The organism is Porticoccaceae bacterium LTM1, from assembly GCA_030252795.1.
Classification (GTDB): Bacteria; Pseudomonadota; Gammaproteobacteria; order Pseudomonadales; family Porticoccaceae; genus SCSIO-12696.
This window is the reverse complement of sequence record CP127080.1, coordinates 1,845,006-1,860,695: the sequence shown is the minus strand read 5'-3', so window position 1 is coordinate 1,860,695 and position 15,690 is coordinate 1,845,006. Positions and strand designations below refer to the sequence as shown.

Annotated in this window: 16 protein-coding genes; 12 read left to right on the top strand and 4 right to left on the bottom strand. The window is 46.8% G+C overall.

The annotated features are described in order from the left end of the window. Positions 1-2: 2 nt before the first annotated feature. The gene (locus QP938_08100) at positions 3-230 is read right to left on the bottom strand and encodes a DUF3820 family protein (GenBank protein ID WIO73269.1); all 228 of its coding nucleotides are present in this window, start codon (positions 228-230) and stop codon (positions 3-5) included. Positions 231-346: 116 nt separating this feature from the next. Here QP938_08100 and QP938_08095 point away from each other — a divergent pair, with 116 nt between their 5' ends. The 3 genes from QP938_08095 (at position 347) to QP938_08085 (ending at position 2,793) form a co-directional block, all read left to right on the top strand. Next, entirely contained in the window at positions 347-907 is a 561-nt protein-coding gene (locus QP938_08095) for a DUF2058 domain-containing protein (GenBank protein WIO73268.1), read from the top strand. A 151-nt stretch (positions 908-1,058) separates the two neighbouring features. After that, complete coding sequence (locus QP938_08090) at positions 1,059-1,586, top strand: SprT-like domain-containing protein (protein ID WIO73267.1); 528 nt, start codon at positions 1,059-1,061, stop codon at positions 1,584-1,586. A gap of 22 nt (positions 1,587-1,608) precedes the next feature. After that, positions 1,609-2,793, top strand: a complete 1,185-nt coding sequence (locus tag QP938_08085) for an NAD(P)/FAD-dependent oxidoreductase (GenBank protein WIO73266.1) — start codon at positions 1,609-1,611, stop codon at positions 2,791-2,793. 415 nt (positions 2,794-3,208) lie between these two features. Here the strand turns inward: QP938_08085 and QP938_08080 are convergent, their stop codons facing one another. Continuing rightward, positions 3,209-3,619: a hypothetical protein gene (locus QP938_08080; protein WIO73265.1), complete on the bottom strand. Its 411-nt coding sequence runs from the start codon at positions 3,617-3,619 to the stop codon at positions 3,209-3,211. A 377-nt stretch (positions 3,620-3,996) separates the two neighbouring features. Here QP938_08080 and QP938_08075 point away from each other — a divergent pair, with 377 nt between their 5' ends. The 4 genes from QP938_08075 to QP938_08060 all read left to right on the top strand — a co-directional run bounded on the left by QP938_08075 (position 3,997) and on the right by QP938_08060 (position 9,632). Further along, the gene (locus QP938_08075; protein ID WIO73264.1) at positions 3,997-4,581 is read left to right on the top strand and encodes a sigma-70 family RNA polymerase sigma factor; all 585 of its coding nucleotides are present in this window, start codon (positions 3,997-3,999) and stop codon (positions 4,579-4,581) included. Next, on the top strand, positions 4,571-5,602 hold the full coding sequence (locus QP938_08070) for a FecR domain-containing protein (protein ID WIO73263.1): 1,032 nt from the start codon (positions 4,571-4,573) through the stop codon (positions 5,600-5,602). The genes QP938_08075 and QP938_08070 overlap by 11 nt, the downstream gene beginning before the upstream one ends. A gap of 78 nt (positions 5,603-5,680) precedes the next feature. Next, on the top strand, positions 5,681-8,401 hold the full coding sequence (locus tag QP938_08065) for a TonB-dependent receptor (protein WIO73262.1): 2,721 nt from the start codon (positions 5,681-5,683) through the stop codon (positions 8,399-8,401). Positions 8,402-8,669: 268 nt separating this feature from the next. Beyond that, positions 8,670-9,632 carry a DMT family transporter gene (locus QP938_08060; protein WIO73261.1) on the top strand — a complete coding sequence of 321 codons (963 nt, stop codon included), beginning with the start codon at positions 8,670-8,672 and terminating at the stop codon, positions 9,630-9,632. Between the two features lie 14 nt (positions 9,633-9,646). Here the strand turns inward: QP938_08060 and QP938_08055 are convergent, their stop codons facing one another. Next, a complete protein-coding gene (locus QP938_08055) occupies positions 9,647-10,183 on the bottom strand; it encodes a YaeQ family protein (protein WIO73260.1) in 537 nt (178 codons plus the stop codon). Between the two features lie 100 nt (positions 10,184-10,283). Here QP938_08055 and QP938_08050 point away from each other — a divergent pair, with 100 nt between their 5' ends. Together QP938_08050 and QP938_08045 are read left to right on the top strand one after the other, a co-directional pair. Next, entirely contained in the window at positions 10,284-10,961 is a 678-nt protein-coding gene (locus tag QP938_08050; GenBank protein ID WIO73259.1) for a hypothetical protein, read from the top strand. Positions 10,962-11,016: 55 nt separating this feature from the next. Beyond that, a complete protein-coding gene (locus tag QP938_08045; GenBank protein ID WIO73258.1) occupies positions 11,017-11,619 on the top strand; it encodes a YigZ family protein in 603 nt (200 codons plus the stop codon). A 100-nt stretch (positions 11,620-11,719) separates the two neighbouring features. Here QP938_08045 and nfo read toward each other — a convergent pair whose 3' ends face one another. Further along, the gene (nfo, locus tag QP938_08040; protein ID WIO73257.1) at positions 11,720-12,562 is read right to left on the bottom strand and encodes a deoxyribonuclease IV; all 843 of its coding nucleotides are present in this window, start codon (positions 12,560-12,562) and stop codon (positions 11,720-11,722) included. A gap of 177 nt (positions 12,563-12,739) precedes the next feature. Here nfo and QP938_08035 point away from each other — a divergent pair, with 177 nt between their 5' ends. From QP938_08035 to QP938_08025, 3 genes are all read left to right on the top strand, one after another. Next, on the top strand, positions 12,740-12,946 hold the full coding sequence (locus tag QP938_08035) for a bacterioferritin-associated ferredoxin (protein ID WIO73256.1): 207 nt from the start codon (positions 12,740-12,742) through the stop codon (positions 12,944-12,946). Positions 12,947-13,087: 141 nt separating this feature from the next. After that, positions 13,088-13,552 carry a bacterioferritin gene (gene bfr, locus QP938_08030; protein ID WIO73255.1) on the top strand — a complete coding sequence of 155 codons (465 nt, stop codon included), beginning with the start codon at positions 13,088-13,090 and terminating at the stop codon, positions 13,550-13,552. A 136-nt stretch (positions 13,553-13,688) separates the two neighbouring features. Then, positions 13,689-15,683, top strand: a complete 1,995-nt coding sequence (locus tag QP938_08025) for an oligopeptide transporter, OPT family (protein WIO73254.1) — start codon at positions 13,689-13,691, stop codon at positions 15,681-15,683. Positions 15,684-15,690 lie beyond the last annotated feature (7 nt).

The window sequence follows — 15,690 nt, the reverse complement described above, 5'->3', positions numbered from 1 at the left end:
TTTCAACGGGACCTGGGTGGCTGTCGCAGTGGGTCGAGTATTTGGGCGAGTCCATTCCGGTGTATTTCCAGCGCCAGTGCCAGAAGGCGACCCAGTTTGCTCTCAGGGAAGCCTTTGCCCTCAAACCACAACAGGTATTCTTCAGGCAGGTCGATAAGTACTCGGCCACTGTACTTGCCAAAGGGCATCTTCATGCGGGCCAGGTCGAGCAGGTCTTGTTTTTCAAACATTCAATAGGTCTCGAAGGTGCTAATCAGTATTAGCGGGTCACTCTACTGTTTTTCGAGATCATCGGAAACCGATATACTGCCTACCTTTCGAACATAGTCATACAGGAGGCACCCAAGTGGGTAACTCACTTCAGGATCAATTGCTGAAAGCCGGTTTGGTGGATTCTAAAAAAGCCAAGCAGGTTCAGCGCGACAAAAAGAAGCAAACCAAAATGCAGCACAAAAGCCGCGAGAAGGCGGTGGACGAGACCAAGCTGGCTGCACAAAAGGCCCAGCAGGAGAAGGCTGAGCGGGATCGCGAGTTGAACCGTCAGCGTGCAGCGGAGGCAGAACAAAAGGCGATTGCTGCCCAGATCAAGCAGCTGATTGAAAGTAACCGTCAGCCCAAACAGGGGGAGATCGGTTACAGCTTTACCCACGATAAAAAGGTGAAGAAGATCTACGTTGATGCCAAACAGCAGAAACAGCTTGAGCGTGGCATTCTGGCGATTGTGACGTTAGCCGAATCTGAGCAAGAGCGTTTTGAGTTGGTGCCTGCGCCAGTAGCTGAGAAGATTGCCCAGCGAAACGAGACGTTTGTAGTGCTGCGTAACAATCCGGGTGAGGCGCAGGCGGAGCCGGATTCGGACGACGAGTACTATGCTCAATTCGAAATCCCCGACGATTTGATGTGGTAGGAATGGTCTTTTGAAGCCATAGCTGCGTTGGCGCTGTGCTCGGTCGGTCACGTATTTCAATACGCTCCCTCCCTGCGCACAGTGCCGCCTTGCTCTGACATCAAAATCCTCATCCCTATATTAGTTTTCTCTGAGCGGTTAATACTGATACATGGACTTTGTCGAACCGATCAATGCGGAGCAGCAGCAACAGGTTATCACCGAAACCGAGCGCTATATTCGCTTTGCGTCTTCGGAGCTGGATTGTCGGTTTGAGTTGATTCCGGTGCGCTTCGATCTGAAAGGGCAGGCAGCCGGTATGTACAAAATGGTGGGGCGTGGCAGGAGTATTCAACGGGTGATTCGGTTTAATCCCTGGGTATTTGCCAAGGAATGGGATGAGCATTTTCGCACCACCATTCCGCATGAAGTAGCGCACTACATAACTGAGCAGCTGTTTGGCCGGGTCCGGCCTCACGGCCAGGAGTGGAAAACGGTGATGGCGCTGTTTGGTGCCGATAACAGCCGAACCTGCAAAATGGATATGGAAGGGATTCCAGGGCGTTCAATGCGAACGGTGAATTATCGCTGTGACTGCCGTGAACATCAGTTGTCGATGGTCAGGCACAATAAGGTGGTCAGAAAAGGTGCCCGCTATTTGTGCCGGTTCTGTAATGGTCAACTCATTTATTTCACCTGACTTTTTGGATTGAGTTTTTAAATTGAAGAATTACGACGTAGTTATTATTGGCGGCGGTGCGGCAGGTTTGATGTGTGCGATTACGGCGGGACAGCGTGGTCGCTCGGTGGTTGTGCTGGAGCGCGCCAATAAAGTCGGTAAGAAAATTCTGATGTCCGGCGGTGGGCGTTGTAACTTTACCAATATGTATGCCGAGCCGGACAATTACCTTTCCGCCAATCCGCACTTCTGTAAATCAGCAATGAGTCGATACACCCAGTGGGATTTTATCGAGCTGGTGAACAAACATGGTATTGGCTATCACGAGAAAACACTTGGCCAGCTATTTTGCGATAACTCCTCCAAAGATATTTTAAATATGCTGCTGGCTGAGTGCGAAGATGCCGGTGTAGAGGTAATGACCAATTGCGATGTGCAATCGGTAAATGCTGAAAACGGCTTTCGAGTGCAGACCGGTTCAGGTGTTTTTGAGGCGCAGTCAGTGGTTGTGGCGTCAGGTGGGTTATCTATTCCAACGCTTGGTGGGTCAGGTGTTGGCTATGATATTGCCCGTCAGTTTGGTCTGGAGGTATTGCCGCTCACCGCTGCTCTGGTGCCTTTTACATTTACTGATGGATTCAAACTACTCTCGGAAAAGCTCTCAGGTGTTTCGGTAGATTCACTGGTCAGCTGCAATGGCAAAAGCTTTCGTGAAAATATCCTGTTTACCCATCGAGGGTTGAGCGGTCCGGCTATTTTGCAAATCTCCAGCTACTGGAAACTGGGTGAATGGGTATCCATCAATCTGCTGCCGGAGTTGAATGCAGAAGAGTGGTTGAAAACCTGCAAACAACGACAGCCAAAACAGTTATTGCGGACACTTTTGTCACAGCTGCTGCCAAAAAAACTGGTTCAGGAACTGGAACAGATGTGGTGGCCCGAACAGGCTGATCGACCAGTTGGCGACTTACCTGACAGGCTGTTGATAGATCTGGGTGAAAAACTCAATGGCTGGGTGCTAAAGCCTGCCGGAACGGAAGGCTACCGCACGGCTGAGGTAACACTGGGGGGCGTCAATACGGATGGTTTATCCTCCAAAACCATGGAGTGCAAAAATCAGTCGGGACTCTATTTTATCGGCGAGGTGGTCGATGTGACCGGCCACCTCGGCGGGTTTAATTTTCAGTGGGCCTGGGCATCAGGGTATGTTGCAGGGCAGGTGGTTTAAGGGCACTTCTAAAAACGGACTTTTCCCGCGATAGCCGTGTTGGCATCGTACTAGGGCCTGTTCACACTAATTGAATATTTACTGCTGAGGGCCATTTTTTTGGCCAGCAAGGCAGAAGGAGTGAGGTGTAGTCACTCTACATAAGCGACTGATAACGCAGCTGGACGAAAAAATGACCTTAGCCCTTCGGGTTGTGGCTAAAAAAGCGCCACTCTGCGTTATTCGTCGTTTATTTGGAATGACCAAACTGCTCTCCTCATGCCTTGATTGGCGCTTTTTTAGTCACAACAGTAAGTATTCAATTAGTGTGAACAGGCCCTAGACTCCTCATGTATGCCGTATACACTCCGGGTCTGTGTGCATTGCCGCCTTGCTCGCGCAAAAAAATCACTATTTTTAGAAGTACCCTTAATCTTTATCGCTGTCTATCTTGTGAGCGGTCAGTTGGTCGAGTCTCGGGCTTTTCCCGCTTTTTCTCCTCCGGCTTTTCGTCATTAACCGCACGTTGTTTATGACGCAGCTTTTCCGGTATACGCTTCACGATTTTTCCTTTCTGGACATGGAGCAACTCATTTTTTTCGGTCAGTACATAGCCACTTAGAGATTCAGGAAAGTGGAGGTTGATCTCTTCAAGGCTTTCTCCCGTGGCTTTGCGTTCAGGAGCACGTGTTTGCTGGCGTGGATACTTTTTCACCAGTTCAGTCCAGCCTTTGTCGGCTTCTTCAATAGCTTGGCTTTCGCCCTTGATGTCGCCTAATTTGATATAGGCAGCAGCAGAGACATTCAGTGAAATAGTGAGTAGCAGCAGTGTAAGAATCTGTTTCATATGAAATCCTCCATGTTTTGGTATTCCACAGAGTATAGAACGTCACTCTGTTGAGGGCTGAACAAGTGCACAATTGCAGATTCTACAATGACTTATGTGGCATTGTTGGGTCACCAAATTTGTTAAGGCACTTTGGTGGCATTAGTAGGCAACAGGAACCAAACTTTTATCAGGCAGAAAGGGCCATAGATAGCTGACTCGATATGCAGGTATGGTCATTTTTCTATAAATGAAATTGCAACAGATCCGGGCCATAGAGCTTTTGGGTAAAAGTTGGTTTTTTTTGCCCCGAAATCTGGATTTGGCTCGCTAATCCGTTAAGTAATTAGGTGAATTGTATTGATTTGACGGATAAAGGGTTAATGCAAAGAGGTGTTGTGGTTAAGCTGAAAGCAGGTGACAAGAGTGAAAATCGCCGTATTCTGAAAGAGTTATACGAGGAACACGGTAAGGCTGTGCGCTGCTTTCTCTACAAGCGGGTGAAAAACAGGGAGGACATAGACGATATTGTCCAGGACCTGTTTGTACGTATCTCAAAGCAAAAAGATCTTAAAGCGCGGCTGGAGGGCGGTGTTAAGCAGCAGCGGGCCTATCTGTTCACAATTGCTAATAACCTTGTGGTTGATATGGAGCGCAATAAGTTGGTGCGCTGGCGCTACAGTATCAAACAGGGTGAGCAAGCCAAGGACTATTTTGATGACCTTTCTCCTGATGTGGTTGTGATTGCAAGAGAACATTTGAAACTTGTAAAGCAAGCCATCAAGGAGTTGAAGCCGAATCACCGTACTGCATTCGTTTTAAGTCGTTTTAAGCATATGAGTCATAAGGAAATAGCCGAGGTTATGGGTGTTAAAAGCCGGCAGGTTGAGAGTTACGTGGCCTCTGCTGTGACTAATCTTCGGAAAAAAGTTGATCAAATGTATCAGGGTGGCTTCGGCCAGGATTATTCGAATGAAAGCTAAAGTAGATTCAATTGCCAGCAGAGCGGCAGCCGTGACAATCGGAAAACTGTTCTCTGGAGAGTTGCCAAGGGAAGATGATGGTATTCAAAACCCATGGCACAGTGATAACCGTCAATATCGCGATGAGCTGATTTCTAACTTCCATCTTTGGGCAGATGTTGATTCGCTGTCCACAGATGAAGAAATTTTGCAGCTTGTAGATGCCAAAGTGCTCACCGGTGAAGCAAGGAAAGGGGCACAGCGTTGGCAAAAACTGTCTATTGCAGCAGGTGTTTTGCTTTGTGTTCTCTCCGGTGTTTGGTTAACCCAAAATGACTTATCAGTAGAGGCTGATAAGGCTCTTCGATATGTCACAAGAATTGGAGAAGTAAAAGAAGTTAGCCTTTCTGATGGCAGCACTATGTCGCTAAATACAGGTTCTGAAGTCTTATATATAGATAAGGAAGATAGCAGGACGGCAATACTGCAAAGGGGCGAGGTGTATTTTGAGGTGGAAAAAGATGAATCCAGACCCTTTGAGTTAAGGGCTGGTGAGAATGTCATTACAGTTCTTGGTACGTCTTTTTTTGTCCGAAAATATTCCGATAAAGTGGAAATATTAGTCACTGAAGGACTTGTGGTGACTCACCCTCTGGCAGAAACAGTCGAGGCTAATTCACCTATGGCGTCGGTGTTATCACCCGGCCTCAAAGGGGTGAGGCAATTGAAAATCCCCGCAGGGTGGAAGGTGGAGGTTAGCTCGGTAGATCAATCACTCCTTTCAAGTGAGGTTATTGGTAATGTACCAGGTTGGACCGGTGGCGTCTTGCATTTCAAAAATGAAGAACTCTATAAGGTAGTTAAAGAGCTAAATCGATACAGTGCAAAAAAAATATTAATTGAGGATAAATTTGTCATGGGTTTGACGGTGAATGCATTAGTAAAAATTGAAAGTATGAATACAGCTCTTGTTGGATTTGAAATGTCGATGCCAATTAAAGTTACTCACTACTTTGATAAAATTGTTATTTCTGGAAAATAATTCTGAAAAATCTGGATTCTCATATTCTGAACGTTTAGTTAGTGCGACTATAAAATTAATCTTAGGTGAGGTAGATAAGTGAATAACAGAACTGTGAGAATTAATAGGAAGCCATTGGTTGCTTCTGTGTCTTTGGTGTTACTTGGTATGGCATCATTTGGTTATGCCGCTGAAGTAGATAGCAGATCTCTGGATATACAGATAGAAATGAAGCATGCCGATACAGCCTTGATGGAACTGGCAGATATATCTGGATTTCAGATTATTATTCCCACTGATATTGGAGCAGACTCCCGGCTGGTAGAGCTTAGTGGTGAGTATACGTTTGAAGAAGCTCTGGAGAAAATGCTGAAAGGATCAGGGCTTACATACAAGTTTATTTCAGATGATTCAGTGGTGATCAGCCTGGACGAGGCCAAATCTGATGTCCCCCGGGATGAAACAGTTGATGAACTTGTCGTGGTTGGTAGCCGGGTTGTTACTCGGAATCGGGCTAATACGGTTTCACCTACCCTGGTTTATGATTCAGGTTACTTTGAACGATTTGAGCCTTTAACCTTAAATGACATGTTGAAGCGTGTTCCAGGGGTTTATTTTGATAAATTATTTAATGCTCCTGATGTGTCCCGTCCATTGGATAATGACGATATTGAAACAGAAGGGCCGAAATTAAGGAATCTTGACGCCAAGTACACTCAGATTCTGGTTAATGGAAAGAGTATTGCAGGTATCGATTTTGGTTCAGGACCAAATACATTACTTTCCACAATACCGGCAAATGATATTAAGGAAATCCAGGTTATTCGGAGTCCAACAGCTGATATTGATAGTGTTGGTATTGGTATGACGCTGAATGTGATACTTAAAGATGGAAAGAGTCTTTCGCAGGAAGCTAGGGATTCATGGAGGGTCGGAGCTTCTTATGTTGATGGTGATATTAATCATGTTGGGGGTATTACTGTTAGTGGTGGAGGTGAAGAATTCTTTTATTCGGTCGGATTAACAAGTCAAGAGCGTTCCAGGGTGTTGACTAATAAGTTTATGTCCGGTTCGGTCAGTAAAATTGATTTTGGTGATATTTATAATGGTGAAATAATTTCTGAATCTATAACGGATATTACATCCCGTGATCAAAATTTAGACAGGTCTTTAAATGCCAATATTGGTTTTTATTTAAATAGTTATTCCACATTAACTGTCTCGGCCAACCTTTTTAAAAATGATTTGTCAGGGTTCTCTGTAGAGGAGACTTCCAGTGAGAGTCGAAATGAGTTAGTGTTATATGGTGTTCCCTTGGATTCAACTCCTGTTGAAGATGGTTATGAAAGGATAAGTCGGTTTAATCAAGAAGTTGATGCTTATTCTGTAGGTCTTTCATACGATATGGATTTTGATAACCTAAATTGGGCTTCATCTATTTTGTATAACAAAAGTGATGTAACCAGAGATAGTTATATTCAAGATGGGTATGTATATGGAACCAACAGAGAAAATTTTCGGGATGGAAATTCCAAGGTTATCCAAGCAAAAAGTGAGCTGACTTATAATTTTTTTGAATCTGGAAAATTTAAGTTTGGTGTGGATTATAATAAAAATAGTAATGTTAATAATTATTCTGCTGATATTATTGATTTTGGTTATACAACAAGTGTTTACGATACCAGTCAAACTGCCGAAAGAAAAACTTTATTTGCCAGTTATGAGTGGAGTATAAATGATTATATGTCCTTGCTTGGTGGTGGGAGGTATAGCTCCATAGATTTATCTTCTTCGTCGACTGATCAATATGTTAATTTCAGCATTTTTGATTTAAGTGGATTTGTAATTAACCCTGAAATTGTATCTTCAGATCACCCAACAAAGTTGGATGCGGAATACAGTAGCTTTAGCCCGAACCTCCATTTTCGATGGGATTTTGCCGATGGTCACATGCTTAGAGTGTCATTGGCAAAAACCGAGCGTCGACCAAATATTAGCGAATTCGATCCAACGAAGGATATTAAAGTTGAAACGGCATCTTTTGGGACACGAGTATATGCTCGAGTAGGTAACCGGGCTTTGAAGCCAGAAGAGTCTCTTGGGTTTGATCTTGGTTATGACTGGAGGTTTGATGGCGGTATTTTGGGTGTGAATCTTTTTAGAAGATTTATCGATAATGCAATTGTTCGTGAAGATAATATACCCTTTGAAAATTTTGAATCTGCCAACCCAATGTTAGCTGGGGAAGTTGGTCGACTTTATGCTTATCTTCAAAATCAGGCCATCATCAATAATGTTCCATTGCCGCTGCTTAATGTGTCATTGCCATTTAATAGCGATGTTGAAATGAAGGTTCATGGTGCCGAGCTTGACTTGAGTATGCCATTGAACTTTATCAGTGAAACTGCACAGCTTTACTTTAATGCCACATACTCCAGTCAATCCAGAACGGGAGAGCTAAGTAATCGCTCTGGCGCTGTTAACTTGACATATGACCATGAATTGGAATCCCTTGGGTTAAGCTATGGTGCAAGTGTTAACTGGATAACAAAAGACTCACGAGAGACCAAGTTTAGCAGCGGAGGAGGGAGTACTTCGGTGTCAGAGCTGGATCCTAACGTTGAAGTGTTTGTAGAGAAAGTGATTACTGATAATGTTCTTGTAAGACTTTCGGTCGAAAACCTTTTGGATGCGGAACAAACTGCATTAAGTGCAAATTATCCAAGTTCAAATCCAAGCTCATTTTCTTTTTATCGTGATTCTTCCAGTCTTACCCAAAGTAGTCGAAGAGTATTGTTGACCTTTAGAGGTCGGTTCTAATTGAGTTTGGCGGTAGGGGCTCTGCTATCAGAATCTCTATCGCCATATTTATTCTCTTTGAGGGGTCTTTAATGGTTGCTGTATCAGCAATCTGCAAAAGCCACTCCAGAAATATGTAAGTTAGTAAGCTTCCTTTTTCAGCTAATCCGCGCATGAATCTTCCTGTTATGACCCCTCATAAGGGAAAATGATTGCTTTAGGATTTAGATTCTATTGTACAATCCACGCTCAACGATTTAAGCCAACACAAATTGATTGAAGGCGAATAATGACGCTGAGTTCTCCACCCCGGGCGGTAGCACTACTGATATTTGTATGTGCTATCTGGGGATTGATGTTTGTACTCGTGGATCAGACCATTGAGCACTTGCCTGTTCACAGCTTTCACACTTTGCGATTTGCTGTGGCAGCGCTGTGCCTGTGGCCACTGTGCCGGATCGACCCCGAAGCAGCGGGACTGAAGATATCGTCAAAATTACTGTTTGTCAGTGCCGGACTTGGCCTGATTATGTTTGCCAGTTTTGCCTTTCAAACCATGGGGTTACAGTACACCTCTGTATCAAATACAGGGTTTATTACCGGCCTGAGTGTTCCGCTGGTGCCTATTTTGGGATTGATACTTTTTCGTGCTGTGATTAAACCCATCGCGTGGCTAGGTGTAATCGGTGCTACTGCAGGAATATATTTTATTACGGTCGGTGAGCATCTGACGTTTAACCAGGGGGATACCCTGGTGCTTATATGTGCTTTTTGTTACGCCTTGCATATTCTGGCGACAGGGCGAGTGGCCAAAACGTTTCCATTAATACCGCTCTGTGCATTACAGATGGCGGCGGTGAGTCTGTACAGTCTCATCGCAGCGATTATCTTTGAGCCGGTCGGTGAGGCGACACTAGAGGCGATTCAACAACCTATTGTATGGTCAACGGTACTGGTGTCCGGTACGTTAGCAACTGCGCTGGCATTTTGGGCGCAAACCGCATCTCAGCGACTGTTGGAACCCTATCAGGTAGGGCTTATCTTTGCTGCAGAACCTATGTTCGCCCATTTTGCCGCTGCCATAATTCTGGGTGAACGGATGGGAGGGTATGGTTGGTTGGGAGCAGCTTTGATTATTGCCGGCATGCTGGTCAGTGAACTGGGTGATCGTCGCCATCCACCAAAGATTCAGCCTGCCGATATGAGTGCAGCTCCGGACTTTAGCCGGAAAAACAGTCCTGGCAGGTCCTAGAAAGCAGGATTCAGCTACTTCCAGCGTTCCGGGGTGATGGTGACGTTGCCCTTGTTGCTATTAAGCCATAGCTCGCCATCCTGAATCGTTGCCTGAAATTGCATGGTACGTTCCACCAGATCGCAAAGGGCATCGCAACACTCAGGATCCAGGTAAAAAACCGATAAATTGTCAAACCGGCTGACTTTGTTTTTGATGCCGTCCCACCAGATTGGGGCAGTGCGTTCGCCGTAGGCGTATACAGTTACCTTATCAGCCTGATTGTGTGCTTTGCGAATTCGGTCTTCATCCGGTAGTCCCACATCAATCCAGTGCTCGATATCACCTACCAGGTTCTTTTCCCACAATGCCGCCTCGTGTTCGGTGCTCAACCCTTTGCAAAACTCCAGCTGCTCACTGGCGTGAAATGCAAAGGCTGCCAGTCGCACCATCATACGTTCGTCGGTCTCCGAGGGGTGGCGGGCAATAGTGAGGTGGTGGCTCGCATAGTAGTTGCGATCCATATCGGAGATTTGCAGTGTCGCTTTGAAAATGGTGGCACTAATTGCCATATCAGCCAGCTCTATTTGCAGCGGTTACTAAGGGGCACAAGCTTACGCGATTCTTAGACAGATTACCTTCACCAGTTATTCGACTGCTAATATGGGATGTATGAAAAATAACCATTCTTATGCGGCATTTTGGCTGCCATTGCTCTGTGCGCTGTTGCCCTTTGTGGCTTTACACGCTGGCTTTATCGTTGCTGCGCAAAGCGAACTGATTTCCTGGTGTGTGCCTTATTGGGATGGGTGTGCTTCGGTAAGTAAAGTCGGCCGGCAATTGCCGATTACCCTGATTTATCGTGGGCTGATAATACCGGGCATGGTGATGGGGGCGTTGTTTTGGTTGTTAGTGCCAAACACTCTTACTTCCTGGTCAAACTCGCCGGTAAAAAGATCAATGATGCTATGCGGGGTGCTGGGGTGTCTGTTTATTGTGGTGTATTGCGTGGCACTGGGCGAGCAGGATCGCGTTTATCGTTTGTTTCGTTATGCTGGGGTGATGTTTGGGGTTGGGTTTACTGTGGCTGCACAGATTTTGATGACGAAATGGCTCAAGCGTGAGATTTCGACAGCTGAAGGTGCTCTTCAAGCAATGACTATTTGTTTATGGAGCTATTTGATTATGGCTTTCCTTAGCGTATCTGGTCAGTTGTTGTTGCCGGAGCTATATGAAGAATATATTCGATCATCGTTGGAGTGGTGGTTATTCCTTTTAGTCAGCCTCTGGTACCTGTTTGTCTCAATTTTATACAGTCAGGAAAGTGTCAGGCTGAGATTTTTTCAATGAGCTTGCCCAGAGTGTATGATTGCCATCACTTACCACCCGTTGGAAATAATATTTAATGGCTGTATTTCGCACTCCCGCCGATACCGTTCAGATCGAATACGAGATTAAAAAAAGTCGCTTTATCGCCCGAGCTGGTTTGGCCTCTACTCGAGAAGAAGCTATGGCTTTGCTTGAAGAGATGCGGGTGGCATTTCCTGATGCGAGGCATCATTGCTGGGCCTATTTGCTGGGCAATCCGTCTACTGCTACAAGTGCTGCAATGAGTGATGATGGCGAGCCCACCGGTACAGCCGGAAAGCCAATACTGAATGTGCTGCAGCATAAAGATATTGGTGATGTGATGGTGGTAGTTGCACGCTACTTTGGCGGCATCAAATTGGGGGCAGGGGGGCTGGTTCGAGCCTATTCAACTGCTGCGCAGCAGGCTATGGAGGAGCTGCCGGTACAGGAGCATCGTGCGATGCTGGCAGGGACACTGCACTGTGACTTTTCAATCGAGCAAGCTGTACGGCACTGGCTCGGCGTTAATGAAGGATCGGTTGAGGATGTTGTCTACAGCAACCGTGTAACCATTCGCTTGCAAGTACTGGAAGAGTCTAAAAATGAACTTGAAAAATTTGCGCTGGCTAATGGCTGTGAGTTGGAATTTGAGGATTGACGGTCAAGAGCGACAAAAGACACTGGATTGCTTCATCGCTGTGCGATTCGCAATGACGGGGTAGGGGTAAATTCGTCACTGCGTCGTAACACAACAGGCCCTAGGCAGCCAATTGTTTTAAAAACTCGATCTCTTCTGGCCAGATACTTTGATCTATGGTTTCCAGTACCAGCGGAATATCATCAAATCGTGAATCAGGCATCATGAATTCAAATACAGCAGTTCCCAGCTCACCCTGGCCCAGGCAGTGATGACGATCCACCCGACTGCCAAAGGTGGATTTTGACCCGTTCAGGTGCATACCTTTCAGGTATTTGAATCCAACAACTCGCTCAAATTCGGCAAAAGTTTTTTGGCAATCAGCTTTAGTGCGCAAATCGTAGCCGGCCGCAAAAGTGTGGCAGGTGTCCAGACAGACTCCAACTCGGCTCTTATCCTCAACCTGATCAATGATTTCAGCCAGATGCTCAAACCGAAAACCGAGATTGCTGCCTTGCCCGGCGGTATTTTCAATTATTGCCGATACTCCTTGGGTTTTATCCAAAGCTAAATTAATGGATTCAGCTATACGTCTAAGGCATTCGCTCTCGGAGAGTTGTCTCAGATGGCTACCGGGGTGAAAGTTGAGATACATCAGCCCGAGTTGTTCACAGCGCTGCATTTCATCAAGAAAGGCGTTTCGTGACTTTTCCAGGCCCGCTGCCTCAGGGTGGCCCAGATTAATCAGGTAGCTATCATGGGGCAGGATCTGGCTGGGGCCATAGCCACAGTCTTGGCAATTGGCTTTAAAAGCCTCAATCGACTCTGGAGTTAGAGGTTTGGCATGCCACTGACGCTGGTTCTTGGTAAAAAAGGCAAACGCAGTCGCCCCGATTTTGCGGGCATTGAGCGGGGCGTTTTCTACTCCGCCAGAGGCACTGACGTGGGCTCCAATGTATTTCATCACAAACTTATTCTGATAGAAGAAGGGCAGTATAGCGTTTGATGGTATCTGACCCAATCAGCGTGACCAAATGAACCCGTTTGGACACTCAATACAAATACTAATCTAATTGACAATCATTCTCATTAGTATTTAGAATCTCTATCAGGTTGATAGCAATATTTCGTGAGATTCCACATGTACGTTTGCATTTGTCGCGCAGTAACAGATAGCCAGATTCGCCAGGCGGTGGATCAGGGAGCGTCTACCATGCGTGAAGTTGGTCAGCGTCTGGGTGTGGGAACCCAATGTGGCAAGTGCAGCAAGCACGCCCGTACCGTTATTCGCGAAGCCATTTCCAACCGCCCGATGGAAGATCCGGCCATCTGGGAACCGGTCGCCTGATTTCCTTTCAGCGCTTTTCTCGGCGCTCATTTCTGCTATATTCCTTGCTGGTCCTGGCGTAAAAAAGCTAGGAATTTCTGCTATTTGCGGCTGATTATCACTCTTGTCCGCAGTTAAAAATCAATAAGCCAGGAGCGCGTTATGAAAGGTGATGCCAAGGTCATTCAGTACCTCAATCAGGCACTGACCAATGAACTCACAGCCATCAACCAGTACTTCCTTCATGCTCGTATGTACAAGAACTGGGGGCTGGAAAAGCTCAATGCCAAAGAGTACGAAGAGTCCATCGACGAAATGAAGCACGCCGATCAGCTGATCGAGCGAATTCTGTTCCTGGAAGGGCTGCCCAACCTGCAGGATCTTGGCAAGTTAATGATTGGTGAGGACGTCAAGGAAATGATCGAGTCCGATCTGAAGCTGGAGCAGGCGGCTATTCCGCTGCTGCGAGAGGCTATTGCCCACTGTGAATCGGTATCCGATTATGTATCTCGCGAAGTCTTTGAGCGCATTCTGGAAAGTGAAGAAGAGCACGTAGACTGGCTGGAGACCCAGCTGGATCTTATCGATCGTGTTGGTATGCAAAACTACCAGCAATCGATGATGTAAATGGGTTAGCTTTTGAGAAGCGGGGTAATGACCCCGCTTTTTTTATGTCTCTACTTTGTACATGAAGCTGGCGGGGGTGACTTTTGGTGTCAGTTTCTCTAGGCTTTGCGGGTCAAAAATCTACAAGGAGAAGCCAGTGGCTAATGATGCGCTGACTAATAACAAGGGGCTAGACCCCAAAGCCTATCGAGAGTTGAAAGCGGGGGAAGAATATCCACCTTACGTACCTGCTCAAGAGTCCATTGCAGAATTCACTTTCAAATCATTGGGGCTGGGAATTCTGTTCGGGATTATCTTTGGTGCTGCCAATGCCTATCTGGGCCTTAGGGCTGGCCTGACCATCAGTACTTCCATTCCGGTGGCGGTTATGTCGGTGGCAGTGTTCAAGATTCTCGCAAAATACGGCCGACCAGGCACTATTCTGGAAACCAATATCGCCCAAACTACCGGTTCGGCGTCCAGTTCAGTGGCCAGTGGGGTGATTTTTACCTTGCCGGCCCTGTTTATGTGGGGCGTTGCTCCGGACTTGCTGCAGATGACCATTCTGGCGATGTGCGGCGGCTTGCTGGGAATTCTGTTTATGATTCCGCTGCGCAAGTTTTTGATTGAGCGAGAACACGGCAAACTGCCTTATCCGGAAGGTACCGCTTGTGCGGAAGTTCTGGTGGCCAATGAAGCCGGTGGCGGCAAGGCGAAAAGTATCTTTATTGGCATCGGTGTTGGCATGCTGTTTAAAGCCCTGACATCCTGGTTGAAGATCATTCCAGGTAGCCTTAGCGCCAAGATTCCATTCATAAATAAGGCGCAGTTGGGTATCGACCTTTCTCCTGCGCTGTTTGGTGTGGGTTATATTCTTGGGCCGCGCATCGCCCTGATAATGGTGGGCGGCGGCTTATTGTCCTGGCTGGTAATCATCCCGGTACTCGACTACCTGTGGGCATCCAGCCAGACCCCGGTTTTCCCTGAAGTAACCAAGCTGGTTACAGATATGGATGCCAAGGAAATCTGGAACCGCTACGTTCGTTATATTGGCGCCGGGGCTGTAGCGGCGGCAGGTATTATTACGCTGGTCAAGAATATCCCAGTGATGATCGAAAGCTTCAAGGTGGGTGGTAAAGAGCTGCGTGAACGCGCGACTGCCAAAGCCAATGGAGAAACCATTGCCGAGGTACCACGTACAAAGCGCGATCTGTCTCTCAAATACGTGGGCTGGGGCGTTCTGGCCATCGTACTGGTGCTGGCTTTAGTTCCACAGGCGTTTGGTGATGTCGGTGGCGTTGGTACCCGTCTGGCAGCAGCACTTTGTGTATCGCTGTTTGCGTTCTTCTTTGTCACTGTGGCCTCACGCATTGTAGGTATGGTGGGCGTGACCTCTAACCCCACCAGTGGTATGACCATTGCCGCTCTGCTGGGAACCGCATCAATCTTTCTGGCATTCGGCTGGACCGATACTGCTGGCAAAGCAGCAACCCTGATTGTTGGCTGTGTGGTCGCAATTGCAGCATCTATTGCAGGTGATACTTCACAGGATCTGAAAAGTGGTTATCTGTTGGGTGCGACGCCAAAATCCCAACAGCTTGCCGAGCTTATCGGCGTACTGACCTCAGCAACCTTTGTCTGTCTCTCAGTGTTATTGCTGGCTGAAACATTTGGGTTTGGTACGGCAGAGTTGCCAGCTCCTCAGGCCAACCTGATGAAGTTGGTTATCGATGGGGTGTTGGATCAAAATCTGCCCTGGACACTGGTAGCAGTAGGTGTGGGTATTGCAGTGATTTGTGAACTGGTAAAAATACCCTCACTGCCATTTGCCGTCGGTGTGTATCTGCCGGTTTCTACCATGACGCCGATCCTTGTAGGTGGCCTGATTCGCCACTTCTTCGAGCGCAAGAGTCGCGAAGGTGAAGAGTTGGAAGGGCGCCGTGAGAAAGGTGTACTTCTCGGTTCCGGCTTTGTGGGTGGCGAAGGTTTGCTGGGTGTTGGTATTGCAGCATCCGCGTTTATCACTTCACAAAAGCCTGCGGGATTAGGACTTGAGTGGGGTGGAATTAACTGGATTCCGACGGTACTGGGAGTTATTGCATTTGTACTGTTAGTGAGCTGGTTCTTTAAGTCTGTAAAACGGGCTCACTGATTCGGAG